Source organism: Maricaulis sp. B-26 (assembly GCF_056857855.1).
The window spans coordinates 112169-138686 of record NZ_JBSXNX010000022.1 but is presented as its reverse complement, the minus strand read 5'-3'; the positions used below and the strand labels follow the sequence as shown (position 1 = coordinate 138686).

General features: G+C 63.8%; 24 protein-coding genes and 3 tRNA genes. 14 read left to right on the top strand and 13 right to left on the bottom strand.

The window, feature by feature from the left end; genetic code table 11:
- The 3 genes from AC13HB_RS09320 to AC13HB_RS09310 all read right to left on the bottom strand — a co-directional run.
- Positions 1–135: GTP-binding protein (locus AC13HB_RS09320; RefSeq protein ID WP_482947724.1), on the bottom strand; the 135-nt coding region annotated here is incomplete at its 3' end.
- 198 nt (positions 136–333) lie between these two features.
- Positions 334–407, bottom strand: a tRNA-Gly gene (locus AC13HB_RS09315).
- A 299-nt stretch (positions 408–706) separates the two neighbouring features.
- Positions 707–791: transfer RNA gene (locus tag AC13HB_RS09310), tRNA-Tyr, on the bottom strand.
- Between the two features lie 129 nt (positions 792–920).
- Between AC13HB_RS09310 and rlmB the strand changes: the two genes are divergently transcribed.
- A complete protein-coding gene (gene rlmB / locus AC13HB_RS09305; RefSeq protein WP_482949470.1) occupies positions 921–1718 on the top strand; it encodes a 23S rRNA (guanosine(2251)-2'-O)-methyltransferase RlmB in 798 nt (265 codons plus the stop codon).
- A 27-nt stretch (positions 1719–1745) separates the two neighbouring features.
- Here the strand turns inward: rlmB and AC13HB_RS09300 are convergent, their stop codons facing one another.
- From AC13HB_RS09300 to AC13HB_RS09290, 3 genes are all read right to left on the bottom strand, one after another.
- A complete protein-coding gene (locus AC13HB_RS09300) occupies positions 1746–2750 on the bottom strand; it encodes a GIN domain-containing protein (RefSeq protein ID WP_482949469.1) in 1005 nt (334 codons plus the stop codon).
- Positions 2751–3140: 390 nt separating this feature from the next.
- Positions 3141–3216, bottom strand: a tRNA-Thr gene (locus AC13HB_RS09295).
- A gap of 73 nt (positions 3217–3289) precedes the next feature.
- A complete protein-coding gene (locus tag AC13HB_RS09290; RefSeq protein ID WP_482949468.1) occupies positions 3290–3724 on the bottom strand; it encodes a DUF1761 domain-containing protein in 435 nt (144 codons plus the stop codon).
- A 122-nt stretch (positions 3725–3846) separates the two neighbouring features.
- Between AC13HB_RS09290 and metG the strand changes: the two genes are divergently transcribed.
- The 8 genes from metG (at position 3847) to ppk2 (ending at position 14453) form a co-directional block, all read left to right on the top strand.
- Entirely contained in the window at positions 3847–5559 is a 1713-nt protein-coding gene (gene metG, locus AC13HB_RS09285; RefSeq protein WP_482949467.1) for a methionine--tRNA ligase, read from the top strand.
- Positions 5560–5774: 215 nt separating this feature from the next.
- On the top strand, positions 5775–6740 hold the full coding sequence (locus tag AC13HB_RS09280; RefSeq protein WP_482949466.1) for a peptidylprolyl isomerase: 966 nt from the start codon (positions 5775–5777) through the stop codon (positions 6738–6740).
- On the top strand, positions 6733–7089 hold the full coding sequence (locus AC13HB_RS09275; protein WP_482949465.1) for a DUF488 domain-containing protein: 357 nt from the start codon (positions 6733–6735) through the stop codon (positions 7087–7089). The genes AC13HB_RS09280 and AC13HB_RS09275 overlap by 8 nt, the downstream gene beginning before the upstream one ends.
- Before the next feature lie 92 nt (positions 7090–7181).
- Positions 7182–8525: a M20 metallopeptidase family protein gene (locus tag AC13HB_RS09270; protein WP_482949464.1), complete on the top strand. Its 1344-nt coding sequence runs from the start codon at positions 7182–7184 to the stop codon at positions 8523–8525.
- Between the two features lie 142 nt (positions 8526–8667).
- Entirely contained in the window at positions 8668–9852 is a 1185-nt protein-coding gene (locus AC13HB_RS09265; protein WP_482949463.1) for a DUF819 family protein, read from the top strand.
- Between the two features lie 213 nt (positions 9853–10065).
- Complete coding sequence (locus tag AC13HB_RS09260; RefSeq protein WP_482949462.1) at positions 10066–11100, top strand: hypothetical protein; 1035 nt, start codon at positions 10066–10068, stop codon at positions 11098–11100.
- A 116-nt stretch (positions 11101–11216) separates the two neighbouring features.
- Entirely contained in the window at positions 11217–13664 is a 2448-nt protein-coding gene (locus AC13HB_RS09255) for a heavy metal translocating P-type ATPase (RefSeq protein ID WP_482949461.1), read from the top strand.
- A gap of 12 nt (positions 13665–13676) precedes the next feature.
- Positions 13677–14453 (top strand): polyphosphate kinase 2, encoded by a 777-nt coding sequence (gene ppk2 / locus AC13HB_RS09250; RefSeq protein ID WP_482949460.1) that lies wholly within the window; start codon positions 13677–13679, stop codon positions 14451–14453.
- Positions 14454–14458: 5 nt separating this feature from the next.
- Here the strand turns inward: ppk2 and AC13HB_RS09245 are convergent, their stop codons facing one another.
- The 3 genes from AC13HB_RS09245 to AC13HB_RS09235 are packed head-to-tail and all read right to left on the bottom strand — an operon-like array spanning position 14459 to position 18591.
- Positions 14459–16288, bottom strand: coding sequence for an ABC transporter ATP-binding protein (locus AC13HB_RS09245; RefSeq protein ID WP_482949459.1), 1830 nt, complete (start codon positions 16286–16288; stop codon positions 14459–14461).
- Between the two features lie 6 nt (positions 16289–16294).
- The gene (locus AC13HB_RS09240) at positions 16295–17743 is read right to left on the bottom strand and encodes a sulfotransferase family protein (protein WP_482949458.1); all 1449 of its coding nucleotides are present in this window, start codon (positions 17741–17743) and stop codon (positions 16295–16297) included.
- Positions 17744–17748: 5 nt separating this feature from the next.
- Positions 17749–18591: a sulfotransferase gene (locus tag AC13HB_RS09235; protein ID WP_482949457.1), complete on the bottom strand. Its 843-nt coding sequence runs from the start codon at positions 18589–18591 to the stop codon at positions 17749–17751.
- 211 nt (positions 18592–18802) lie between these two features.
- Between AC13HB_RS09235 and AC13HB_RS09230 the strand changes: the two genes are divergently transcribed.
- Entirely contained in the window at positions 18803–19357 is a 555-nt protein-coding gene (locus AC13HB_RS09230) for a c-type cytochrome (protein ID WP_482949456.1), read from the top strand.
- On the opposite strand, the gene AC13HB_RS09225 is transcribed toward AC13HB_RS09230, so the two are convergent.
- The 3 genes from AC13HB_RS09225 to egtB all read right to left on the bottom strand — a co-directional run bounded on the left by AC13HB_RS09225 (position 19354) and on the right by egtB (position 22231).
- On the bottom strand, positions 19354–20112 hold the full coding sequence (locus AC13HB_RS09225) for a hypothetical protein (protein ID WP_482949455.1): 759 nt from the start codon (positions 20110–20112) through the stop codon (positions 19354–19356). The two genes, AC13HB_RS09230 and AC13HB_RS09225, sit on opposite strands and share 4 nt — an antisense overlap.
- A 20-nt stretch (positions 20113–20132) precedes the next feature.
- Positions 20133–20900 (bottom strand): class II aldolase/adducin family protein, encoded by a 768-nt coding sequence (locus AC13HB_RS09220; RefSeq protein WP_482949454.1) that lies wholly within the window; start codon positions 20898–20900, stop codon positions 20133–20135.
- A 65-nt stretch (positions 20901–20965) separates the two neighbouring features.
- A complete protein-coding gene (gene egtB / locus AC13HB_RS09215) occupies positions 20966–22231 on the bottom strand; it encodes an ergothioneine biosynthesis protein EgtB (RefSeq protein ID WP_482949453.1) in 1266 nt (421 codons plus the stop codon).
- A gap of 182 nt (positions 22232–22413) precedes the next feature.
- On the opposite strand from egtB, the gene AC13HB_RS09210 reads away from it, so the two are divergent.
- The 4 genes from AC13HB_RS09210 (at position 22414) to AC13HB_RS09195 (ending at position 25300) form a co-directional block, all read left to right on the top strand.
- Complete coding sequence (locus AC13HB_RS09210; RefSeq protein ID WP_482949452.1) at positions 22414–23382, top strand: DUF2336 domain-containing protein; 969 nt, start codon at positions 22414–22416, stop codon at positions 23380–23382.
- 41 nt (positions 23383–23423) lie between these two features.
- Positions 23424–24188, top strand: a complete 765-nt coding sequence (locus AC13HB_RS09205; RefSeq protein WP_482949475.1) for an NAD kinase — start codon at positions 23424–23426, stop codon at positions 24186–24188.
- Positions 24189–24289: 101 nt separating this feature from the next.
- A complete protein-coding gene (locus AC13HB_RS09200) occupies positions 24290–24790 on the top strand; it encodes a response regulator (protein ID WP_482949451.1) in 501 nt (166 codons plus the stop codon).
- A 12-nt stretch (positions 24791–24802) separates the two neighbouring features.
- A complete protein-coding gene (locus tag AC13HB_RS09195; protein ID WP_482949450.1) occupies positions 24803–25300 on the top strand; it encodes an Hpt domain-containing protein in 498 nt (165 codons plus the stop codon).
- A 78-nt stretch (positions 25301–25378) separates the two neighbouring features.
- Here AC13HB_RS09195 and spbR read toward each other — a convergent pair whose 3' ends face one another.
- The gene (gene spbR, locus AC13HB_RS09190; RefSeq protein ID WP_482949449.1) at positions 25379–26518 is read right to left on the bottom strand and encodes a SpbR family protein; all 1140 of its coding nucleotides are present in this window, start codon (positions 26516–26518) and stop codon (positions 25379–25381) included.

Genomic DNA, 26518 nt, shown 5'->3' with positions numbered 1-26518 from the left:
CTTCGCCTGACCACCGCTGGCCTCAGCCAGTACCATCGTGATCGCCGCCGTCAGCGTCGTCTTGCCGTGGTCAACGTGACCAATCGTGCCGATGTTCGCGTGCGGCTTGTTGCGCTCAAACTTTTCCTTCGCCATCGATCTTCACCCCTAAAGACGTCGATCCGGAGACGAATGGCCGATCGACTTGGTGGTTGCATGAATGGACACCGAAGCGTCCGACTTAAAGATGGCGCCTGATACACGCGCAGGCGCATGCAAGGCAAGCCCGAATGCAGGCTTTCGCTCAAGCGCTTAAAGGCTCGAACCGCTGCGGTCGGTCGTGTCGGGGGAATCTGGAGCGGGTAGCGGGAATCGAACCCGCATCCTCAGCTTGGAAGGCTGCTGCACTACCATTGTGCTATACCCGCGCTCAGGGGCGAGCTGTTTAGCCAATTCGATCCGGGGCGTCGAGAGGCTTCCGCTCAATTGCTGCAGTCACACGCTGATCCTGACAAAACGACAGAAAACCTCGTCTGTCGGCCCACCAGGGCCGCAAGCGCGACCGTGCGCCGGCCGGTCAGGCCGCCCCATGGGGGGGCATGAGCGAAGCGAATTGCCGTGAGATCAAATAGAGACCCGTTCCCCTGCGCGACGAGTTCGGGGAACATCTCTTCGTCCCGGGTCGCACTGCGGGTGGCTTGCCACCCGAAGCCCGTAAGGCGAAGGGTGGTGGAGGGGGTTGGATTCGAACCAACGTACGCATAGCGGCCAGATTTACAGTCTGGTGGATTTAACCACTCTCCCACCCCTCCACGGGTGGCCTTCGAGCCGGAGATAACCGGCCTTCGGACATCCTGCAAGAAAGGGTCTCAGCATCGACTGCAGCGTGCTATGCCTGCGCCGAAACAGCGACCGCCCTCAATCAGGAGCGGCGGACTATAGTGACGAAGACTTTTATGCGCAACACTGCCAAACGGACCGATTACAGCCGACGCTCGAAGCCTGCCGGGACTGGTGATTCCGGCTGGGTCTGGGGGCGCCACGCAGTGCTCGCGGCGATCGATAATCCGCGCCGGAAAATCATCGAACTCATGGTGACGCGCAATGCCGCCCGCGATCTGCCCGAAGGCACGGACGCCAATATCACCGAACCGAAGGCGATCGATCACGCCCTGCCCGCCGGTGCGGTGCATCAGGGCTTCGCTGCGAAGGTCGCGGCGCTGGCGCCTGAATCGGTCAATGGCGTCATCGATCCGACCCATGGCGCCCTGCTCGTGCTCGACCAGATCACCGATCCGCACAATGTCGGCGCGATTCTCCGGTCGGCCGCCGCCTTCGGGATTCGCGCCGTGGTCATGCAGGACCGCAAGGCCCCGCCCCTCTTCGGTACGGTGTGCAAGAGCGCCGTTGGCGCTGCCGAACGCGTCCCGCACGTACGCGTGACCAATATCGCGGACACGCTGGAAGACTTCCGCAAGGCTGGCCGTCACGTACTCGGCCTGGCCGGCGAGAGCGAAACCGATCTCGCCGATGCGCTGGCAGGGTCCGACGGCAAGGGTCACGGCCCCGGTCTCGTCCTGGTCATGGGGTCCGAGGAAAAAGGCTTGCGTCCGCGCGTGGCGGATCATTGCGACCAGCTGGTGCGCATTCCCATGACGCAGGCCGTGGAAAGCCTCAACGTCTCGAATGCCGCCGCGATCGCACTCTATGAAGCCGCGAAGTGGCGCCCCGCCCGCTAGCGGGACGCCTTCGCGAAACGCTTCGGATCAGTCGGCCGAGCCGACCCGCAGGATGGTACGGCCGTCACGGCGCCAGTCGATCGATCCCTCGATCTCGTCGATCTCGACATCGCCGCCGCCATTCTGGCGCACGGTGACGTTCACGGCCGTGCCGGAAAAGTCAATATCGCCAGAGCCCCGGATCGAGGCTTCGAAGGGTTCGGCGCGGCCGCCACGAACGACGATATCGCCAGAGCCGGCGATATCGGCGCTGAAAGCGCCATTCATCTCGCGCGCGCTGACATCGCCCGATCCGGAAATGTCCACGTCGAGCCCGGCCACCCGGCCGAAGGACACATCGCCCGACCCGTTGATATCGACCTCGGCATCACCGCCCAGATCACCCGTCTCGACATCGCCCGAACCGGAAATCTCGACCCGGGCACCCCGGCCGACCGCACCCAGGGTGATATCCCCGGAGCCATTGATATCGATCATGGCGCCACCGCCGACACTGCGTGTCGTGATATCGCCCGAACCATTGATGTTGAGCGCGACATCGCCTGACACCGCGCCTGTTTCCAGATGGCCGCAGCTATCCATCTCGACATCGAGCCGGCCCAGCTCGCCCGCTTCGCCGACAAAGGCGCTGTCACGGATCACCAGCTCGGCGGAAGCCGGGGCGGTAATAACGAGGGTCGGATAATTCTCGATCGGCTCGCGGTCCCTCCAGCGCCGGCCGATGCGAATCTGGCCGTTGCGGGTATTGCAGTTTAGATTGCGCACGGACTGGCCGCCATCGATCGACACGCCGCCGCCTTCTGCATTCAGCACCGGGTCCTCGGCGACGTCACCGGGATTGCGGACGCTGACGCGGACATCACTGCCGCCGGTCCGGAGCTCTACGCTGCCGATGAAATTGCTGATCTCGATCCGGTCGCCGGCGAAACTGCCCGCACTATCCTGAACGGCGGCGGACGCGTTCGATGCCAGCGCGATCGAGCCCGCTCCGATGAGGGCGGTGGTCGCGCCGAGAAGAAGTTTGATGCTCATGTCGTGATCCCCTTTGAAAGGTCTTCCTGCCCGCTAGATGCCTGAACGGGTCCGATTGGATGCAAACCTAGGCGAGAAACTCCCACACGAGACTGACCGGCCCATGACAGTCTCGTAAGAGGACGGCTGCAAACCCGCATCGAGTGCGGGTTTCGCGGCACTGCAGGCGCATACCGGAGACGCCCCGCAAACCGTGGGCGACCGGCATTCTTGCGGGGCTTTCTGCACGGTCTGCAGCGCCTGCGCCGCGAGTCGTCTGAGCGAATGTGGAAGCCTTTCTGTGAATATTCCGGGAGTGTTCCACAGAAAGGCTTTTTTGGGGGACATCTCAAAGCGAGAAAAAGGCCCTCCGAAAAGATCGGAAGGCCTTGTTTTCAAAGAATATTGCAGTGGTGCCGGCTGAGGGACTCGAACCCCCGACCCCCTGATTACAAATCAGGTGCTCTACCAGCTGAGCTAAGCCGGCGACCAGAGCGTCCTGATACTGGGACCGGCCGCTGCGGGCAAGGCCGTGCTGCGGTCGGTCGCATCAGGTCGCGTCAGTCCTTCGACATTACGCCGTCGAGCAGGTCGTGCAGGACGGCCACGACGATGAAGCCGACGAGAAGATGGGCGCTGTCGATCACCAGAAGCATGACGGGCTGCAGCGCATAGACGGTGTCGTAGGCGAGCGTTGTCACGACGAAGCCGGCCCACAGGAAGACCGCCTTCCTGGTAACCGGGACGAGTCCCTCGGCACCGAACTTCTTCAGGGCAAGCCCGATGAAGAATGCCGTCGCCAGCGAGATCACGAAACCGAGTGCCATGGACGGGCCCGCGGCCGCTTCCGCTGCCTCGATCTGCTCGGGCGAGAAATTCCAGAGCGAGACCCAGGCCTCGGAGAATAGCAGGCCGTAGAAGACGAAGCCGACGAAATAGAGTGCCACGGCCGAAACCAGCCAGGCGATGATATTCACACCGAAGATACGCGGCATTGGGTGTTTCCTCCCCCTTCAAGGACGGCTATGTCTGCGCGTCCGTTCGCGAGCCCCATGGAGACTCGCCTCCCAGGCGAGCGAGCATACACCGATTTCACCGCTGAGAAGATCGAAGACAAATGGCCCGTATACTGATCACGAGCGCGCTCCCCTACATCAATGGCGTCAAACATCTTGGAAACCTGGCCGGCTCCATGCTGCCGGCCGACGTCTATGCGCGCTTCCAGCGGCTGATGGGACATGACGTGCTTTATGTCTGCGCGACCGACGAGCACGGCACGCCGGCCGAGCTGGCAGCCGCCGAAGCGGACATGGATGTGCGGGCCTATTGCGACGAGCAGCACGATATCCAGAAGCGCGCCGGCGACGGCTTCTCGCTGAGTTATGATTATTTCGGCCGCACCTCGGCGCAGCCCAATATCGAGCTGACCCAGCACTTCGCCGAAGTGCTGGAGAAGAAGGGCCTGATCGAGGAGCGTATCGAGCATCAGGTGTTTTCCATCGATGACGACCGCTTCCTGCCGGACCGCTATGTCGAAGGTACCTGCCCGCATTGCGGTTTCGAACGGGCCCGGGGCGACCAGTGCGACAACTGCGGCCGTTTGCTCGAGCCGACCGATCTGAAAGAGCCCTATTCGAAGATTTCCGGTTCCAAGAATCTAGAAGTGCGCGAGACCAAGCACCTCCATCTCCTGCAGACGAAGATGGAAGGGCGGATCCGCGACTGGGTCGATGCCGCCCATGGCTGGCCCAGCCTGGCCAAGTCCATCGCCTATAAATGGCTCGATGAGGGCCTTCGCGACCGCTCCATCACCCGCGATCTGAAATGGGGCGTTCCGGTGACCCGGGACGGCGCGCCACGTCCGGGCTTCGAGACCAAGGTCTTCTATGTCTGGTTCGATGCCCCGATCGGCTATATCGGCGCGTCGGTCGAGTGGGCCAATGCCAATGGCAGCGACTGGGAAAGCTGGTGGCGGACCGACAAGGGCGCCGGTGACGTGACCTATGTCCAGTTCATGGGCAAGGATAATGTCGCCTTCCACACCGTCTCCTTCCCGGCGACGATCCTGGGCTCCGAAGAGCCCTGGAAGACGGTCGACAAGCTCAAGGCCTTCAACTGGCTGACCTGGTATGGCGGCAAGTTCTCCACCTCGGAGAAGCGCGGCGTCTTCATGGATCAGGCGCTCGATCTTCTGCCCGGCGACTACTGGCGCTGGTATCTCACGGCAAACGCGCCGGAAGGCTCGGACTCGGCCTTCACCTGGGAGCATTTCCAGAGCCTGATCAATACGGATCTGGCCAATGTGCTGGGTAATTATGTCAACCGCATCCTCCGCTTCAACAAGTCCCGCTTCGATGGCGTCGTACCCGAGGGTGGCGAGTGGGGCGCGGACGAGGACTGGCTGGCCGAAGAGATGACGGCACGCCTCAAGTCGGCCGAAGAGCATTTCGAGGCGATGGAATTCCGCAAGGCCGCGGGCGAAGTCCGGGCGCTCTGGGCGCTTGGCAATGAATACCTCACCAAGGCCGAGCCCTGGACCAAGTTCAAGGCCGACCCGGCCGCCGCCGCAATCGGCGTGCGCACAGCGCTCAACTACATGACCGTGATGGCCAAGTGCGCGCAGCCGATCATCCCGAACGCCGCCGCAACCATTCTCGATGCGCTGGGAATTGCCGCGGACGACCGGGACTGGCCGGCCGGTGAGGCGAAAGCCATGCTGAGCTCCCTGCCGGTCGGCCAGTCGGTCGAGCCGCCGGAGGTACTCTTCAAGAAGATCGAGGATACGGATCTCGAGGAGTGGTCCGGGCGTTTTGGCGGGGCATCGGAGTAGTCTGAGCCGCCAGGCCTTTTCCCTCGACCGAACCGCATGGTTCGGAAACATCCATTGAAGTCTTGCCGGGATGCCGCCGTCAGAGTCGACCTGCGTCAAGGCGCATGCCCGCAGAGCGGCGCCAAAGGCGGCCTTGACGCAGATCGACTCTGACGGCCCACTAGCTGACAAGAGATCAATGGCTGATTGGGCGCGTTCGCGCCGGGGGGGTGGTCGTGCGGTTTTCATTTTTGAGCGCTGTAGCGCTACTTGCCCTTGGCGCCTGCGACCAGGCCAGCGATCGCGGTGCCATCTTCGAGCATCCGGACGGATCAGATGTTGTGCCGTCGAGCGAAGCGCCCAGACCCGACTTCTCCGGCATCCCCGACTGGCGTGAGGCCGCCCCGGAAGACCTTCTCCTCATTGAAACACGCCACGGGACCGTCGTGGTGGAACTGTCCGACGAGTTCGCCCCCGATCACTCCGAGCGTATGCGTCAGGCGGCGCGGGACGGGTTCTTCGACGGCCGCAGTTTCTACCGCGTCATCGATGGCTTCGTGGCCCAGGGCGGACGCGGGGAGGACGCGGACTCGATCGAGCTGCCCCAATACCCGCCGCTCGCAGGTGAGTTCACCATTCCTGGCGACAGCGTCACCTTCACGCCCATGATCGATGCGGACCTCTATGCGCCGCAGGTCGGTCATATGAACGGATTTCCCGCCGCGGCGTCTCAGGACGCCACCGAAGTCTGGCCCATCCACTGTCCGGGTACGGTCGCCATGGCACGGGACAATGATCCACACAGCGGCGATGTCGAATTCTACATCGTGATCGGTCATGCCCCCCGGCATCTCGACCGGATCATGACCGTTTTCGGCCGGGTGATTGATGGAATGGAACACGTCCAGGCGCTCAATCGTGGCGTGCCGGGCGTGAATTCAGGTGTGATTCCCGATCCGGCGAATCGGGATCCAATCCTGTCCATGCAGATCGCAGCAGACCTCCCGGAGGCGGAGCGACCGCGCTATGAGATCATGCGAACGGACGGGCAGGCCTTCCACGAGGCCAAGGCAGCACGGCGTAACCGGACCCATGAATTCTTCTTCGAAACGCCGCCGGCGGTGATCGAGGCGTGTCACATGCCCGGACCGGTGCGCCGTATCGTCGATGATGGCGAAACGGGCGAGACCGGCGATGAGTGAGGTGCGTATCAAACGGGTCTTTGATCCCGCTGAGCCGGAAGACGGTGCGCGCATTCTGGTCGACAGGCTCTGGCCCCGGGGCGTGTCCAGGGACAGGGCTGCGCTGACCGGCTGGCTGAAATCCGTCGCGCCCAGCCATGAATTGCGCAAGCAGTATCACGCCAGTCCGGACGGCTGGGAGGCCTTTGCCACGGCCTATCGTGCCGAATTGGACGAGCCCGACGCCCAGGCCGGACTGGCCGAATTACGGCGACTGGCCAGTGAGGGCGTCCTGACCCTGCTGTATTCGGTGCGCGATCCAGAACGCAATCACGCGGCGATCCTGCGCGGGATTTTGCTGGCGCTGTAATCTTAAATGTGCACGTTTTCGCAAGTGAGACGATTGACGTTTGCCGCATGGCCCGTTCGAATGGCGCCAAATCAAAAAGGGGTAGCCAGATCATGAAACGCCATCTTCTCAGCGCCGCCGCTGCGATTTCACTCGCAGCCTTCGCGCAGCCCGCCGTCTCCGCTCAATCCGGCGAGGATGCACTCCGCCAGTCCATCGAAGCGGACTACGACGCGCATCTCGAGAATCTCTACGAGTATTTCCACGCCAATCCCGAACTTTCCCTGATGGAGGTCGAGACGGCCGAGCGCCTCGCCGGTGAGTTGCGCTCGCTCGGTTTCGAGGTGACCGAGGAAGTCGGCGGAACGGGCGTGGTCGCCGTTATGGAGAACGGCGAAGGCCCGACACTGATGATGCGGGCCGATATGGACGGCCTTCCGGTGGAAGAACAGACCGGCCTCGACTATGCCTCCGAGGCGACCGGAACCGATCTTCGCGGTGTCGAAAGCCCGGTCATGCATGCCTGTGCCCACGATACGCACATGACGGCCCTGGTCGGCGCAGCCCGCCAGCTAGTGGAGCGCCGTGACGACTGGTCCGGAACCCTGGTCCTGATCGGGCAGCCGGCCGAGGAGCTGGGGCTGGGCGCCGGAATGATGATCGAGGACGGCTTGTTCGAGCGCTTCCCGACGCCGGACTTCAACGTGTCCTTCCACACCTTCTCCGCCATCCCGACCGGAATGATCACCTATGCGCCGGGCTATGCCATGGCGAATGTCGATTCCGTGGACATCTACGTACAGGGCCGCGGCGGTCACGGCGCCTATCCTCACACGACGAAGGATCCGATCTATCTCGGCGCCCAGATCGTGGTCGCGCTGCAGGGCCTGATCTCGCGCGAACTGTCTCCGCTCGAGCCGGGCGTCGTTACGGTCGGTGCCTTCAATGCGGGGACCAAGCACAACATCATTTCCGACGGTGCCCACCTCCAGCTCACCGTGCGTTCCTATACGGACGAGGTCCGCGCGCAGCTGCTCAGCGGTATCGAGCGCATCGCGCATTCCCAGGCGGCCTCCTACGGCCTGACCGAAGAGGAGTATCCGCGCGTCGAGGTCGAGGAGATCTACACCCCGGCTCTCTACAATGATCCGGAGCTGGCGGCGCGCGCGGTGCAGGCAATGCGGTCCCGCTTCGGCGCAGAAGCGGTGGTCGAAGCGGATCCGGTGATGGGCGGCGAGGACTTTTCGCAATACCACCGGACAGAACACAATATCCCGACCTTCATGTTCTGGGTCGGCGGCACCACGGCGGAACGCCTCGCTGATTACCGCGAGCGCGGCCTCGTTCCGCCGTCCAACCACTCGCCCTTCTTCGCACCGGACGACCCGGAAGGCTCGATCACACAGGCGGCCGAAGCGATGACGGCAGTGGCGCTGGATGTCCTGAGCGCGGACTGATTCCGGCCGAACGTATCTGACGGCGGGCCCGCGACCGGCGGACCCGCCGTTTTCTTTGCGACATGCAGCGCCGGCCTCCCGGTTGATTGCTCTCGACAAGGTGCGCGGCTAGGCTCGCCGCCGAGTTTGAGGGGGAAGACGCATGTCCTTGATTCCGGCGGACAACGCCATTGCATCCATCGCCGCGCTGTTTGCCATCGCGGCAGCCGGCTTCCTGATGGAGAAAACGCGGATCGGCGCGCTGCTGACCGGCGCCGTCTGGGCCATCCTCTTCGCCATTCTGGCGTCCAATATAGGCCTCATCCCACAGGATTCGCCGGGATACGGCTTCGTCTTCACCTATTTCGTTCCGGTGCTGATCCCGCTCTTCCTGATGAAGGCGGATTTGCGCAAGATTTTCTTCGAGACCGGCCGTATGGCCCTGGCCTTCGGACTGGCAGCGCTGGGCACGGTGATCGGTGCGCTCGTCGCCTTCTCGCTGATCGATCTGGCCGATTACGAGACGGGCGTGCGGACCGGCGAGATGGCATCCCGCGAAGCCGGTGCCGTCGGCGCCTTCATCGCCACCTATATCGGCGGCTCGGTGAATTACGCGGCGCTGGTCGACATCACGGGCCTGGGCGCGAACGATCCCGAATTCGTCTCCTCCGCCACGGCGGTGGACAATCTCTTCTCCGGGCTTTTCCTCGCCATGCTGGCGGTCATTCCGGGCTGGAACTGGCTGGCAAGGCGCTTTGTGGCGCGCGATCACACGCATGGTGAAATCGAGGTCGAGAATGATACCGGCAAGGTCAGTGCGGCCTCGCTGGCCTATTCGGCGACATTCGCCCTGATCGTCGTCGCTCTGGGCGACTGGCTGACCGGGCTTCTGTCCTCGGTGGTGGGCGAAGGCGGTTCGAACTGGCGCTATGCCATCATCACCATCCTCTCGGTGATACCGGCGACCGCATTCCCCAAGACCATGGCCCGCATGCATGGCGGTTACGAGCTGGGCGTCGCATTGAGCTTCGTCTTCTTCGCGGCGATCGCGGCCGGGGCCGATGTGGTCGGTCTCGTGCAGACAGTGCCGTTGCTCATCCTGATCATCGGCATTCTGCTGACCGTGCACGGCATCGTGGTCTTCGGCCTCGGATCGCTGCTGCGCCTCTCGCTTCCGGAACTCATCACCGCGTCCAACGCGGCCATCCTCGGTGCCACGACCGCGCCGGCTCTTGCGGCGGCGAAGGGATGGAAGGATCTCGTCACGCCGGGCGTGCTGGTCGGCGTGCTGGGCTATGCGCTCGGTACGATTATCGCCACGGCGATCTATCAGATCTGGCCGGGCTGACGCTTCGGTACTGGTTATCGAGAAGCAAGCAGGTCGCGACGCCCCTGGACGAACGCCCGCAAGCCGACAGGAACACGCCCTGTTCGCGTGTCAGGATTGAGTGTGCGGTGCATGAAGGCTGTGAAGAGAAAGGCGTGACCAGGACCTTGTCGTTCAACTGGACGCTGCCGTGCCCATATGCGACCCTCGTTTGGTTTCATAAAGGGGGTAAAAATGTTGCGGACTGTCTCATACATCATCGCCGCAGGCCTTGCAGCCGGGCTCGCATCCTGCGGCCAGCCGGTCACGGACACGGCCGACAGCGAGGGCGCCCCTGACGCTGCGGAAACTGCCGTGCCGGAAGCCGGAGCGTCGGGTGAAACGGCCATGGCCGACGCGTCGGCCACAGCCAATATTCTGGAACTCGAAGCGGTCGGAATGACATTCAACGGGCCTGGCGAGATCGAATCCGGCTGGATCACGATCCGCTTCTCGAACATGTCGGACATGGTCCATTTCGCCATCATCGAACGACTGCCGGAGGGCATTACGATCGACGACCAGCTGGACCAGCTCGTCCCTGTCTTCCAGGGCGGCATGGACGCGCTCGCCGAAGGCGATACCGACGCAGCCGACGCCATCTTCGCCACCATACCCGAATGGATGTCCGACATTCAGTTCATCGGCGGACCAGGCTTCGTGTCGGGCGGCGGGACCACAAGCGCGACCGTTTTCCTGGAACCGGGCCGCTACACGATCGAATGCTATGTGAAGTCGAACGGTACCTTCCATTCCACTGTCGGAATGTTGCACGAACTCATCGTCACGGATTCGGGAAGCGCCGCCACGCCGCCCGACGCCAACATGACGCTGGCCGTCTCTGCAGATGGATACGACATCGTCGACGGCTCGCTCATGCCGGGGCACAACACAATCCGGGTCGAATACCGCGAGCAGGCCGTGTACGGCAATTTCGTCGGCCATGACGTTCACATTGTGCAACTGGACGCGGACGCCGACACCGCCGCGATCTCCAACTGGATGGACTGGCGCCGGCCCGACGGACTGGATACGGCGACCACGCCCGCCCGCTTCGTCGGAGGCCTGAACGAGATGCCGGCCGGCACCGGCGGTTATTTCACCGCCGAACTCGCCCCCGGCGAGTACGCGCTGATCGCGGAAATTCCGGATCCGGTCGAAGCCGGCTTCTACCTGCCGATCACCGTCGCTGCCGAGGAGGCCATGCCCGAAGCGGCCGGCGGCGGCTGACACCACAGGACCGGCATCCCCGCTGCACCGGATCGGCGGGGATGCAGCCCCCGGCTTGACCTTCCCCTTGCTGGAACCTTCAGCCTGCACGCAGATTGAGATGCCAGGAGGTTCCGATGGCCAAGAGCGACAAGCCCCAATCATCCTGTTGCAGCACGCACAGCACAACGGATGACGAGGTCGCGTCCGTGCGTGAAAACCCCGGAAACGGAGGTGGCGGTTGCTGCGGTTCGAGCGGCGATGCACGCCCCGAACATGAAGGTGAAACAGTCACCGACCCGGTGTGCGGCATGACCGTTCGCCTCAATGCCGGCAAACCCGCCTTTGAGCATGAGAGCGAGACCTTCCATTTCTGCTCGCAATCCTGCCACGACAAGTTCGCTGCCGATCCGGAACACTATCTCTCTGGAGCACACAAGCAGGCCTACGAGAACATGCCGGCCGGCACGCAATACACCTGCCCCATGGACCCGGAAATCATTCGCGACGAACCCGGCGACTGCCCGATTTGCGGTATGGCGCTGGAACCGATGGGCGTGCCGACCGGTGACGAGGGACCCAATCCCGAACTGGTGGATTTCCGGCGCCGGTTCTGGGTCGGCGCGGCGCTGACATTGCCCCTGCTTCTCCTCGCCATGGGGCCGATGGTGGGGCTTGGTTTCTTCCGAAATGCGCTAGGCGACGGTGTCGCCCTCTGGGCCGAGCTCCTCCTGGCAACGCCGGTCGTACTCTGGTCCGGCTGGCCTTTCCTGGAACGGGGCGCAAAGTCGATCCGGTCCGGCAATCTGAACATGTTCACCCTCATCGCGATCGGCGTGAGCGCGGCCTATCTGTTCAGTGTGGTCGCCGTGATCGTCCCGGGTATTTTTCCGGAAGGCTTCCGCAATGCCGACGGTCATGTCGGCGTGTATTTCGAAGCTGGGGCGATGATCACCGTCCTCGTTCTGCTCGGCCAGCTCATGGAGCTGGGCGCGCGCGAACGGACCGGCTCGGCCATCCGCGCCCTGCTCGATCTTGCCGCCAAGACGGCCCGTATCGTGCGGGAGAACGGCGATGAGGAGGAAATTGCGCTCGAGGACGTCCAGACCGGAGACCGGCTGCGGGTTCGCCCGGGCGAGAAAATCCCGGTCGACGGTGTCGTCGAAGAAGGGCATTCCTCGATCGACGAGTCGATGATTTCCGGCGAACCCGTTCCGGTCGAAAAGTCCGAAGGCGACAGCGTCACAGGCGCCACACTGAATGGGTCGGGCACGCTGGTCATCCGCGCCGAGCGCGTCGGCGCCGATACGGTGCTGAGCCGGATCGTCGCCATGGTCGCAGAGGCCCAGCGCAGCCGCGCGCCGATCCAGAAACTTGCCGATGTGATTTCCGGTCGTTTCGTGCCGGCCGTGATCGGTATTTCCGTCATCGCCTTCATAGTCTGGTCCGTCTTCGGGCCCGACCCGGCCCTCGCCTACGCGCTTGTCTCGGCGGTCTCTGTGCTGATTATCGCCTGTCCGTGCGCCCTCGGCCTCGCGACGCCGATGTCCATCATGACGGCCACCGGACGCGGTGCCCAGGCCGGCGTCCTGATCAAGAATGCGGAGGCGCTGGAGACCTTTGCCAGGGTCGATACGCTCATTGTCGACAAGACCGGAACGCTTACACAGGGCCGGCCCGAACTGGCCGATGTGGAGGCCATCGAGGGTTTCGAGGCGGACGATATCCTGAGGCTCGCCGCCAGCCTCGAACGAGGTTCGGAACATCCGCTCGCGGAAGCTATCGTCAACGGCGCAAAGGCCCGCGAGATTGAGCTGCGGCGCGCCGAGGACTTCCAGTCGGTCACAGGTAAAGGCGTCGAGGGACGCGTGGACGGCAAGCGGGTTGCGCTCGGAAACAAGGCCATGATGGAAGCTCTCGGCATCGACGTCGCTGCGCTTTCGCACACAGCCAACACCCGGCGCGATCGCGGCGAGACTGCCATGTTCGTTGCCGTGGACGGCAGTCTGGCCGGTCTGGTCAGCGTTGCTGACCCGGTCAAGGAAACCACGCCGGACGCGCTCAAGGCTCTGCACGGGCTCGGCTTCCGCATCGTCATGGCGACGGGCGACAATGAGCGCACGGCAAACGCCGTCGCCGAAAAGCTCGGTATCGACGAAATCCGTGCCGACGTTCTGCCCGAGGACAAGGCGCGCATCATCCGCGAGCTGCAGGAGGACGGGGCGACCGTGGCCATGGCCGGTGACGGGGTCAATGATGCCCCGGCCCTCGCCCAGGCCGATGTGGGTATAGCCATGGGCACCGGCGCCGATGTCGCCATCGAGAGCGCCGGAATCACCCTGGTGAAAGGCGACCTCACCGGCATCGTCCGGGCCCGCAAACTGGCCCGCGCGACCATGCGCAATATCCGCCAGAATCTCTTCTTCGCCCTGGTCTACAATGCCGCCGGCGTTCCCATCGCGGCGGGTATCCTCTATCCGTGGCTCGGCATGCTGATTTCGCCCATGTTCGCGGCCGCGGCCATGAGCCTGTCCTCGGTGTCGGTGATCTCCAACGCCCTGCGCCTGCGGACCGTGAAACTATAGGGAAGCGCCTCAATGACCGTCCCGTCCGGGCTCGACCGCGAAACCTACCGGCGCGAGAAGAAGGCGCTGCAGATCCAGCTCGTGAAGCTGCAGCATCATCTTATCGCCCATGACCGGCGCCTCCTCGTCCTGGTGGAGGGCCGCGATGCGGCTGGCAAGGACGGGACGATCAAGCGTATCGTCGAGCATATGAGCCCGCGCGAGACGCGCGTCGTCGCACTCGGCAAGCCCTCTGACCGCGACCGCGCGAGCTGGTATTTCCAGCGCTGGACGCCCTGGCTGCCGGCCAATGGCGAGATCGTCCTGTTCAACCGCTCCTGGTACAACCGGGCCGGCGTCGAACACGTGATGGGGTATTGCAGCGAAGCTGAGTACGAAGCCTTCTTCCGCGACGTTCTGCCCTTCGAACGCCTGCTCGTCTCCTCCGGCACGACCGTCCTGAAATACTATCTCGATATTTCGCGCGAAGAGCAGGCCGCCCGCCTTGCCGAGCGCAAGACCAGCCCGCTGACCGCCTGGAAGGTGAGCCCGGTCGACGATGTCGCGCTGGAGAATTTTGACGGCTATTCGCGCGCCCGGGACCGCATGCTCGCCGAGACGGGACCTGAGGACCTGCCCTGGCGGGTCGTCAGTGCCGACAACAAGCGGCAGACCCGACTCACTGTGATGGCCGACATCCTTGCCTCGGTCGAATGCGGCGGGGTCGAGGTGCCCGAACCGGGCGGCTATGGCGACATTCTGAGACGCGGCCCCAAGGCGCTGGCCGAGGACGGCTTCCTGGCGCGTTAGCCGGTTCAGGTCGATCTGTAAGGCTCGGCCTGGGTCGCGAACAGGCGGGCATAGGCCCCGCCCTCGGCGATCAGCGCCTCGTGTGCGCCGCACTCTACCACGCGCCCCTTGTCCAGCATCACGATCCGATCGGCCGTCCGGATATTGGCAAGCCGGTGACTGATCAGGACAAGTGATCGACCGCCGAGATCGCGCTGCATGAAGTCGGCTTCGGCGGCCGGGTCCATGGCAGCGGTGGGTTCGTCCATGATGAGGATATCGGCCTCATCATTAATATGCGCCCGCGCCATGGCGAGGCGCTGCCACTGGCCGCCGGAAAGCTCGATGCCGTCGAGAAAGCGCTTGGACAGGCGCGTATCGAGCCCGCCCGGCAGACTGGTCACCAGCTCTGCGGCAAGACCGGCTTCGATGGCGCGTTCGAGCCGTTCGCCTGCGACCGTGGCAAATCCGGATCCGGCCTCCACATTGTCGCGCAGGGAGAGCTTGTAATTCACGTGGGGCTGGAAAAGGACGCCGATGCGATGGCGCAGCGCAGCCCGGTCCCAGTCCTGCAGCGCAAGACCGTCCAGCCTCACCTCGCCGGCATCTGGCGCATATAACCCTGTCGCGAGCTTGACCAGCGTAGTCTTGCCCGACCCGTTTGCGCCGACCAGGCCGAGCCGCGTTCCGGGCGGAAGAGAGAAACTCACATCGTCCAGTGCGGGCCGGTCGCTTCCCGGATAGGTAAAGCTCACGCCGTCGAAGACGAGTCCCTCGCCGGGCGCCGGGCCACTCTTGAGGCCGCGGCCTTCCGGCGCGTCGGGAAGGTCCAGCAGGGCATAGAGATTGGTGACATAGAGCACGTCCTCGACCCCGCCCGTGAAGGCCGAGAGGAGATTTGTCACGCCCGCCTGTCCCTGTTTGAGCAGACCGACCAGCATGGTCATCTGCCCCAGCGTGAACGCGCCCGCGATCGTCACAGCGACGATCCAGAGCTTGCCGCCCAGGAAAACGGCGGAGCCGGCGAGGCTCAGGCCGGACCCGATCGAGGCCTGGCGAAGCTGCAAGGAACGGTCATCGCCATGAAGGGTCCGGAACAGATCGCCAAAACGATCGCGCACCGCCTCGCCATACCCGTAATGCAGCCTTTCCCTCGCTGACGCCTCGTTCGTGACCAGGCTCTCAAGATAATTCCGTTCGCGCATCTGCGGGGTGCGGCCCGTGTAGAAGCGATAGGCATCCCCGGAAAAGCGCAGGTTCCCGATAAAGACCGGCAGGCCGCCCAGTACCACGAGCAGGACCAGCCAGGGCGCATAGACCGCCAGCAGGATCAGCAAGGAGACCAGTGTCAGTCCGTGCTGGGCCGCGTCGAATATCCGGTTTACCAGACTGTAGGGCCGGCTCGCTGCAAACTGTTTGGCCAGGATCAGCTTCTGCTGGATGTCCGCATCCTCGATCTGGCGGAGCGAGAGCCGGTCCGCGCGTTCGAGGATGAGGCCCGAGACGACGAAGCCGAGCTCGGCATGAAGCTGCGCCTTGGCGAAGACCTGGAAGCGCCTCACCGCCAGCAAGGCTGCAAGGATTGCAGATTCGATCACGACCCAGAACAGGGCCTGGTTGCGGCTGACCTCGGTTCCGTCCTGCATGGCAGACACCACGCCATCGATGACGAGTTTGGACATGTAGAGCGCGGCCGGCGGCAGCAGGGCCGCGACGAGGCTCAGACCTGCAACGGCGGCGATCAGTGCCGGACGTTCACGCGTAACGAGACCCAGCGTCCTCAGTGCCTGCCGTATCGCGTCCGCCAGGCCGGGCCTGGCGCCGATCGCTTCATCATCTGAGGGTGTGCCGGCCATGGCCGGTCAGGCCACCCTGGCCTTGTCGCCGGCCTTGCCCGCTGCCGCCTCGGCTTCCTCCGCCATTTTGCGCGAGAGGACGGCGCCCTTGTGCGGGAAGGGTTCGGCCGGCAGGGGTCGCTCGAGGAAGGGCGCAAGTTTCTCGAAGCCTTCCCCGGAGCAGATATCGATGATCAGCAGATCGTCCGGCCGGTCCTTGAAATAGTCCATCACCGACCGGACGTGCTGATCGTAGACCCAGGAGAAGCGTTCCGGGTCGAAATTGTAGCAGCCATACACCGACGCCCGCAGGAACTGGCGCATCCGCAGATGCACCTCCTCGTCCGGGTCCTCCACATCCTTGAAGGCCGGGCGGTTGTAGTAATGCCGCGAACACGAGCCCAGCCAGCTTTCCTTGTCGCGCACGGTCAGAATGAATTTCGAGCCCGGATACTGCTTGTCGAGCTGGTGGTAGAAGGGAATGGTCGTGATGTCGGTCAGCCCGTCGAAATAGCGCAGCAGCGTCAGATCGTACTGCGCATTGGCAAGCTCGACATAGGTATCCTCGTCGATCGGGTAATGGTTACAGTCGAAGCCGAGCATCTGAAGCGCGGACGTCAGGCTGCGCGTGCCCGTCCGCGAGAGGCCGAGACCGAAGATTTTCGGCTTGTCGGCAGACTGGCCGTAGGCCACCCGGTCGCGATTGGCCGTCAGCCACTCGTCCAGCTCGTCCCGGGTAAAGTCGGGTTTGCCCGACAAGCCGAGTGCCTGCATCTGCGTCTCCGCATGTTCGGGCAGCGCGGCGATGAAGTCGTGGACCTCGTCCGGCGTCGCGGAAAGTGGAACTTCACAGCGGGCATATTCGACGGCGTGGCGGGCCATGGCGAGATCGCAGAACTCCCCGTCCTGCGTCACCCAGCGCTTCATGGAGCGCGTCAGGCGCTCGCGCTGGATCTTGGTCCGGCTGCGCAATTCACGCAGCGCGTACTTCATGAAGATGTGGTGATAGTCCTGGAAGTGGTCGTGCAGGATGTCGAAATTCCGGAACTGCTTGCTCGCCCCCATCGGCTTCATGGCCAGATTGCGCAAACGGGATTCGGGGCGCAGCACGTATTTCATGTCGTCGTCCGGGACCTCGACGGCAGCCATGGCCCGCACGAGATCGATACGGGTGATATGGACGCCGCAATGCAGGCGCCCACGGAAGCGGTCGCTGACATAGGAGTCCACATAGGGGGCGTCGCAGGTATCGATAAAGCTGCGCAGGTCCTCGAGAATGAGGCAGTCCGCATCGACATAGACCACGTAATCGCAGACATGGTCGATCTGGAGCATCTGGTTCACGCACTCGGTGAAGGGCCGGACATCATCGATCACATAGGTGTTTTCCGGCCGGATATTTTCCTGGGCCAGTGCCAGGGCAACATCGCGCGTCCGTTCGTCGATCTGCCGGAAAACAAGGTCTACTTTGGCCATTCTTCCTATTCCCCCCAGTGGAAGTCCCGGTTTGCTTCGGATGCCAGCCGGTCGAACAGGGCCCGGTGCAGCGCGCTCAACTCCTCGCGCCAGCGCAGGTCCAGCTCGATCGCGCCGGAATGTGTCTCGTAATAGTCGCGGGTCCGGCTGTTCAGGCTGACGAAGGCCTCGGCCGGATCGTCGAAGCGCGCCCGGGCCGCGATGAATTGAGTGCCGCTATTGCCGCCCAGCACGTGATGTTCGACGGCCGGGAAATCCCTCATGGCGGGCTCGTACTCGAGACCCAGCGTCTCGCAAATCTGCGTCAGGACGGCGTCCGTATTCGTCGCCAGATCCTCATAGCGCACGCGCAGCTTCGGTCCCTCATGCTGCGAGAAGAGCGCCTCGGCCCGCGCCATCTTGGCGACCCAGTCCTCGATCTGCTCGGCCGGGTCGCGCTCGGGATATTTGCGGATGCGGGAATTGACGACCGCACGTCCGTCCCGCCCGAGGAAGATCAGGAGCGGGATACCGCCGCCGGCCCGGACTTCCTCCGAACGCGCAGCGATCCACGGCTCGTCCTTGGTCGAATCGATGATCACGTCGCGGCCGACATGGGCGGCGACCTGCCGGTAGAGCGGCTGGACACCGCCCCAGCTGAAGCCCGACCAGACCGGACAATTCTCGCCGCAAATCTTGCAGACCCGTTTGCGCAGGGGCTTTTTCTCGTCGCCGAGATAACGCGCCTTGCCGCCTTCGCCCATATAGAAAGTGCGGGAGTGGCTGCCCAGCAGCATGCCGAGCAGTGTCGATCCGGAATGGCCTGCACCGCAGACCATGACCGCATCCGGTCCCGTCTTGTCTGTCATTCGCTTACTGCCTGCCGAAGCGCCGAATTCGGCGCAACGTCCCTCGTCCCCATTTTGTTGGACATCGAAACCGCGCGGGAGACAAGCGAAAATCACGAGAGCGGAAGATGCTAGCGCAGCGGCGTTGCAAAACGATGTCATCCTGCCGCATGTCCAAGCAGAAAAATCACGCTATACCCGGTGAGAAGCCGCTTATTCCGGGAGTTCGACCATGATCCGCCGCCTCGTTCCGCTCACCGCCGTACTTGCCCTATCTGCCTGCGGAGGCGCCTCCGAAAACGACGCCGTCGCCGAACCGGCCGAGACCTCTGCGGCGGCCGAAACCTCAGCAGCGGCCGGGGCTTCCGCCCCCGCAGAGCAAACCGTGCAGACCGTGGCTGAGCCGGCAGAGGCGCAGGAAAACGAGACGGACACCACCGCCATTCTCGCCGCTCTGGGGTCCGACTACGCTGATGCGGACCTGAGCAATGGCGCACGCCAATATCGCCGCTGCCAGTCCTGCCACACCCTCAACGAAGGTGGGCGCCATACGGTCGGCCCGAACCTGCATGGTGTCATCGGACGCGAAGCAGCCGCGGCCGAGGGCTTCAGCTATTCCCGCCAGCTCAGCGAATCCGGCCTGGTCTGGGATGTCGAAACGCTGGATGCCTGGATCGAAAATCCGAGGGCGCTCGTGCCGGGCAACCGGATGAGCTTCGTCGGCCTGCGCGATGCGGACGACCGCCGCGACGTGATCGCCCACATCGCCGTCGAGACAGCCGACTAGAAGCGCCTCCAAACCGAAAGGAAGGCCGCCCGCTCATTGATGGAATTGCGGCCTGCCGGCGTCATCCACCCGCCGATCTCGTAGCGGACATTGCCGATATCGCGGCCCAGCGAAAGCTGCAGCTTGTGCTGGTCGAATGCCGGCGCGCCCGGGCGCGCCGGTTCCGCGTTCCAGACGGAAAAGCTTTGCGCGGTCACATGCCAGCGCTCGCGCAGTGTCCACCCGATCGTCGTGTCCAGCCGCGCCTCGTCGAGATAGCGCCCCTCGCGCCATCGCCAGGCGAGCTGGGCCTCGGCGAAGCCACCCTCCCCGATGGAACGTCCCCACAAGCCGCGAAGTTCGAACGCGGTATCGCCCGCGCCGAGCGGCTGGTTGGATACATTCTCGCCCTGCCCCGGGATCAGTACCAGCGCCTGCGCGGAAACGACCTGCCGATCGCCGCGCCAGAGCGCCTGCCTTACGCCGATCTCGCTCGCCGCGAAGCCCTGCGCACCGTCGACGGCATTGCCGTTGCGGCGGCGGACATTCTGCCAGGCGAAGCGGGCGACCAGCGTGGTCGTTTCGGTCACGCCGTATTCGGCAAAGACCGCGGTTTCGTCCTTGTAGAAATAACCGTCATCGACGCGTTCGCGCTCGGCACCGAAGGCCGTATCGGCGCGGTCCACGACGGTGGAGATGATGGCGAGCGCGTCCCCTTTCGCCTGGGGCCAGGCACCGCCTGCAGCCGGCGCAGTGACAGCGCCGGCTGCAATCATGGCTGCCAGTGCAGGCCGGACTAGGCGTCGAAGCCCGGGCTCTCGCGGCGAACGCGGTCGAGCAAGGCCGCCCAGGCGATCTCCTTGAAGAACTCGTTGGACGAGATCTCGTCGGACTGCCCGAAGACACGATCCTGCATCGCCTTGTCCCATTCGATCAGCTCCCCGCCAGCCTGCGCCATCACCTGGATGCGACATGCACGCTCCAGGAGATAAATGCGAACATACGCGCTAAACGGGTGGTCGCCAACCGACAACGTTCCATGGTTGCGGAGAATCATCAGGTTCTTTTCGCCCAGATCTGCGACAAGCCGTTTCTTTTCATCGGCTTCCAGCGCGATGCCTTCATAGTCGTGATAGCTCACATCGTTGAAGACATTCATCGCCAGTTGGGAGATCGGCCGCAATCCGCCCTTTTGCGCGGCCACCGCCACACCGGCATCGGAGTGCAGGTGCAGGGCGACATGCACATCCTCGCGCGCGGCGTGGATCGCCGAGTGAATGGTGAACCCGGCCGGATTGATGCCGTATTGCGAGGGCGGAAGGACATTGCCCTCCAGATCCACTTTCACCAGGTTTGACGCGGTCACGTCTTCATAGAGGAGGCCGAACGGGTTAAGCAAAAAGTGCTCTTCCGGCCCGGGGACGCGCATCGAGATATGGGTGAAGAACAGATCGTCCCAGCCGTGCATGCGCACGAGCCGGTAAAGCGCGGCGAGATCGCAGCGCGCCTTCCACTCCTCCTCGGAAACCTGATCCTTCACCGAAACGTTCGCCTGATCATCCATGTGTCTCTCCCCGGATGTTTTCCTTATCGCCAACGGGGGAAGGATCGACCGTGCGAAGGGCCGCGTCAAATGTCCTTCGCCAGTCGCAGCCCGGAAAACTGCCAGCGCGCGTCCGGCGGGAAAAAATTCCGGTAGCTGGGGCGCACATGGCCGGGCGGGGTCGCGCAGGATCCGCCGCGAAGCACGTACTGGCCGCACATGAATTTGCCGTTGTACTCGCCGACCGCGCCCTCGGCCGGCCGGTAGCGCGGATAGGGCGCATAGGCCGACCGGGTCCACTCCCAGACATCGCCGAACATCTGTCGACAGCCCTCGCCCCTGCCCGCGCGGGCGGGATGCGCCGACAGACCGGGTTCGGCAAACCGGCCTTCCGCACAGGCGGATCGCCGGGCCGCCAGCTCCCATTCGCGTTCGTCGGGGAGCCGGGCGCCCGCCCATTCCGCATAGGCGCTGGCCTCGTAATAACTGAGATGGGTGACAGGCGCGTCCGGATCGAGCGGATGCTCGCCGTGCAAGGAGAACTCGTGCCAGGCGCCGTCACGGCGACGCCAGTAGAGCGGCGACTGCCAGCCCTCGCCCTGAACCATGGCCCAGCCATCCGACAGCCAGAGCATCGGCGACGCGTATCCGCCATCCGCGATGAAGTCCGCGTATTCGTCATTGGTCACCACCCGGTCGGCCAGGGCGAAGGGCGTCAGGATCGCCTCGTGGCGCGGCCCCTCATTGTCGAAGTGGAAACCGCCCGGCTCGGCGCCGAAGCCGAACGTCCCGCCTTCGAACTCGATCCAGCGAATACCGGTCTCGCCGCCCGTCCCGCTCGAAGCCGGGGCCGACAGGGCCGCCGGCGGCACCGGATTGGCGGCCAGAACATGCTTGATATCGGTCAGCATCAATTCCTGATGCTGCTCCTCATGCGCCAGCCCAAGTCGAACCAGCGGAGCGATGCGCGAAAGAATGTATTCTTGGTCACCAGAGAGTAAACGCGTCATCGCCGCGTCCACATGCGCTCGATATTCCTGGACCCTGTCGAGCGAGGGGCGGCTCAGCAAGCCACGCTCAGGCCGTGCGTGCCTTTCCCCGACACCGTTATAGTAGGAATTGAACAGGTAATTGAAATTCTGATCGAATTCACGGTATTGCGCGTCGTTCTCGCGCAACAGGAATGTTTCCCAGAACCAGGTCGTATGCGCCAGATGCCATTTCGTGGGACTGACATCCGGCATGGTCTGGATCTGCATATCTTCGGGACTGAGCGATACCACCAAAGCTTGTGTTCGCGCCCTGACTCCCGAATAAAGAGACAGTAAAGAGGCTGATTTCAAGTCCTCCATAGTCCCGCTCTCCCCGCTTCAGTCCAATTAACAAGTTTTCAAGGCGTTGGTGGCTACATAAGCGGACAATAAATAACTGCGCCCAGAAACCGATGGCCTTTACAGCATCAGAAGCCATAACCGCTCTCGAGCAAATGAGCGACCCCGACAAGCGACACAAAATCGCTTTGTCGGTAACGGAGTTGTGTGTCGCGCAGCCACTGTCCGAGACCGCCGAACCGGTTGCCGGCCAGCTTCTCATCACCCTGTCCGAGAAGTCCGGCGTGGAAACCCAGGCCGAAATGGCGAAGAAGCTGGCGACCTGCAAATGGGCGCCGCACGAAGCTATCATGCACCTCGCCTTCCAGCCGATCGAGGTTGCGGCCTTCATCATCGACAAGAGCTCGAAGCTCTCCGATGCGGACATGATCGAGATCGCCAAGGGTGCATCCACCGAGCATCGCCGCCATCTGGCCATGCGCGCCAATCTGCACCTCAAGGTCTCCGACACGGTCGCCGAACCGGGCGAGCCGATCGTGCTGCGGGCGCTCGCCAATAACGATACTGCGGAAATTTCCGAGCAGACCCTGGACGTCTGCCTGACGGTCGCGCGCGAGCATCCCAAGCTCAAGGAAGCCCTCGCCCGGCGTCACGATCTCTCGACCGATTTCGCGACCCAGCTCTGCATCATGCTGCCGGAGAACTGGCGCGAGGAACTCTATCGGCGCTTCGCACTCGACAAGGACAAGGTCGAGAATCTCGCTGTCCAGGCCGCCCTCGAGGCGACGCCGGAAGACGCCGACCGTGCCGCCGCGCGCGCGGTTGCCGAGGCTGTCGAGGCGGGCAAGCTGAACGGTCAGTACGCCCTCAACGCCCTCAAATCGGGCGAGGAAGCCGTCTTCGACCATGCCATCGCGCACCTGTGCGGCATCAAGGCGTCGCAATGGCGCGTGGCGCTTGCCATGGGCGGCGTTCGCGCTGCGGCCATGGCCTGCCAGGCGGCGGAACTCGACCGCACCGCCTATCCGGTCATCCACAAGGCACTGCAGCGCTCGGGCCGGGTCCATCAGCAGCTCGAAGGCGACGCCATGGCGACCGCCGCGAACGTGTTCCGGATGTACGGTCCGGAAAAGGCTGCCAAGGTCTTGCGTCAAATGGGTTCGAGGGCTTGAATAAGCGCCTGTCCGATCAGGCCCTTACCTAGAGCGTTCCCATCTCGTCCAAACTCGCCTTTCTCGCCAGTCCCCGACCGGAAGCCAAGGCCGCCAAGGCGCGCCTCGAAAAAGCCTATGGCTGCGTTCCTGTCGACGAGGCCGACATTATCGTGGCGCTGGGCGGCGACGGGCTCATGCTCGACGCGCTGCACACCTCGATCCGCACGGGTGCTGCGGTCTACGGCATGAATTTCGGGTCCGTCGGATTTCTTATGAACGAGTTCCGGGAGGACGGCCTGCTCGACCGGCTGGCGCATGCCGAGCGGGCCGAGATCCACCCCCTGCGCTGCTGGGGCGAGGATATCAATTGCAAGCCCTTCGAAGCGCTCGCCATCAACGAGGTCTCGCTGCTGCGCGAAACCCGACAGACCGCCAAGATCAAGATTACGATTGACGGACGCGACCGCATGGGCGAGCTCCAGGCCGACGGCGTACTCGTTGCCACACCGGCCGGATCGACGGCCTATAACCTCTCGGCACACGGTCCGATTCTGCCCATAAATTCAAAGGTTCTGGCGCTCACGCCGATCAGCGCCTTCCGGCCCCGTCGCTGGCGCGGCGCCCTCCTGCCCTGCACCGTCCGGGTCGGTTTCGAGATCGTCGAACCCCGGCACCGCCCCGTTTCCGCCGTGGCGGACAATCAGGAATTTCGCGAAGTCGCCCGAGTCGACGTCGTCGAGGCGAGCGACGTCACCCTGACAATGCTGTTCGACGAGGGGCGCGATCTTGCTGAAAGAATTATCACCGAGCAGTTCGAAAACTGATGTTATTTAGGCGGACGTTAAACAACGACGCCTAACGTCTGTCCCGAATTGACTGGGTCCGTTTTCAAGCGGACCCGCGCTTGACTGGGAACACGCCGCGCATGACGAATGCCGCTCTGGAGACACTTCTGTCGCGCCTTCGGGTTCTGCTCGTCGACGACAACGCCGCCCTGCGCGGTGCCCTGCGCGTGTCGCTCCAGGCTTTCGGCTGCGCCGAGGTGGTCGAAACGGACTCGGTCGACCGCGCGCTCGCGGAAATCGAGACCGGCCGTATCGACCTCGTCATCACCGACTGGAAAATGTCGCCCCGCGACGGCCTCGACCTCGTCCGCAATCTGCGCGCTCCGGAGACCGGCGCCGCACCGGACCTGCCCATTCTCATGCTGAGCGCCTATTGCGATGCCGAGCGCATCAGCGCGGCCCACGCCGCCGGCGTGACCGCCTTTCTCAACAAGCCTTTCACGGCTGCATCCCTGGCTGCGACGCTGAGCGAAGCCCTGCTCGCGGGCCCGTCGGGACAGTCGAACCAACACCCGGACCGCAACGGGGATCGGCGCTGCCATGCGCATGATGATCGCACCCCGCTTGCCTGCGCCAACTAAGAGGACTTTTCCATGGCCAAATCCGACGAAGTCGAGGTGATCGCCGCTCCGAACCTGCTTCAGGCGAAGGTCGGCGGCCCGATCAGTCAGGGCGATCTGCACATGATCGAGAAGGCCGAAGAGGCCCTCAAGGACCTGCGCTCCGATTTCGGCCAGTGGCTGGAAGAAGAAGTGGTCAAGCTCGAGGAGTGCGCCAAGATCGTGAAGGAAAAGGGTCTCAAGGGCGATGAGGGCGAAGCGCTCTTCGTTCGCGCGCACGATCTGCGCGGCCTCGGTTCGACCTATGAATTCCCGATCATCACGCGCCTGTCCAAATCATTGACCAAGATGATCGACATTCAGGAAAAGCGTGACAAGGCACCTCTCGCCCTGGCGCTTGCCCATGTTGGCGCGATCCGCGCGGCCCTCTCGCAGAATATCCGCGACGACAATGATCCGGTCGCCGCCGCTCTCGCATCCGAGCTGGAGCAGCAAACGGCGGTCTTTGCGGAGCCCTGGAAAGACGACTGATCGCTGCGCAAGCGGCTTACAGGCAAGAAAAAGGCGCCTCATCGAGGCGCCTTTTTCGTGTCCGCACGGAAACGCGTATCAACCGGCCATCGCCTCGCCTCGCGCCGGCATCTCGTCGAAGCGGCTGAGAATATACTCGACGTCCGCCTCAGGTATGCCCTGGAAGCGCGTCATGGCACGCTCTGCCAGCTTGCGGCGGAAGCGCTCGCGGCCCGGCTCGTCGATCGGCATTTCCATGCTCTGGACCACATCGATCGCAGCCCGCACGGCAGGATAGAGACGCGCCGGCATGCCGGTGCGGTCGTAAACGGCCCGCAGGCCCAGCGGTCCGGCATCATGGACCAGCAGCCAGGCGCGCTGGTGCGGCAGCCCCGCCAGTTCGGCGAAGGCATGCTCGACGAAGGTGATATGCCCGCGCAGCAGGGCTCGCAGGACGAGCGACGGCGTCAGACGGCCATTCATGCGCAATTGCTGCACGAAATGGCGCGGGTCATGAGCAAGTCCAGCCTGATCGACGAGATCAACCGTTGCCCGCTCCCGCGCGCCCTCGGAAATCTCCACGGCGAGCTGGGGCGGGAGCGCGTGGGTCTTCACGAGGCGCTCCAGGGCGACATCGCTGACATGGGCGATCAGTTTCTCGGTGACCGAGAGCGGCAGCGTCGAGCGCGCCACGAACGCATCCATCACGCCCGGGGTCTCGCAGAAATCTGCGAAGGCGCGCCGATAGGCCGCCTCGTCGAAATCGGCGCCGTCATTCGAGGCTGCAATACCGACGGCCTTTTCGTCGCCCGTTTCGAGGATCTCGTGCACGATGCGGGTCGAGACGTCCTTGCGCGCGGCGATGGCGCAGCGCTTCTTCGTCCCGGCACTTTCCAGTACGGCCAGCAGATCCGCATCGTCGAGGACAGGCGAGTCGGCGAGGATCGGGGTCGCCACCGCATCCACGTCCGCAGCAAGACGGCGCGCAATCTCCCTGGGCAGATTGGGGGATTCACGAAGCGTCACCGCGAGGGCGCGACGGACCAGTTCGGCGGCATCGCCGGCGATGAGATCGAGCACGGCGATCGCCGCCTCGCGTTCGGCATCGGTCAGCGCATCACTGTCGACGCGGTGACAGATCTTTCCGGCGGCAACGGCGCGGACTTCGTCCGACTCGCCTTTGACCAGCCGGCGAATATCGTCATTTGTCAGCCGGTTACGCAGCGCAACGACACTCAT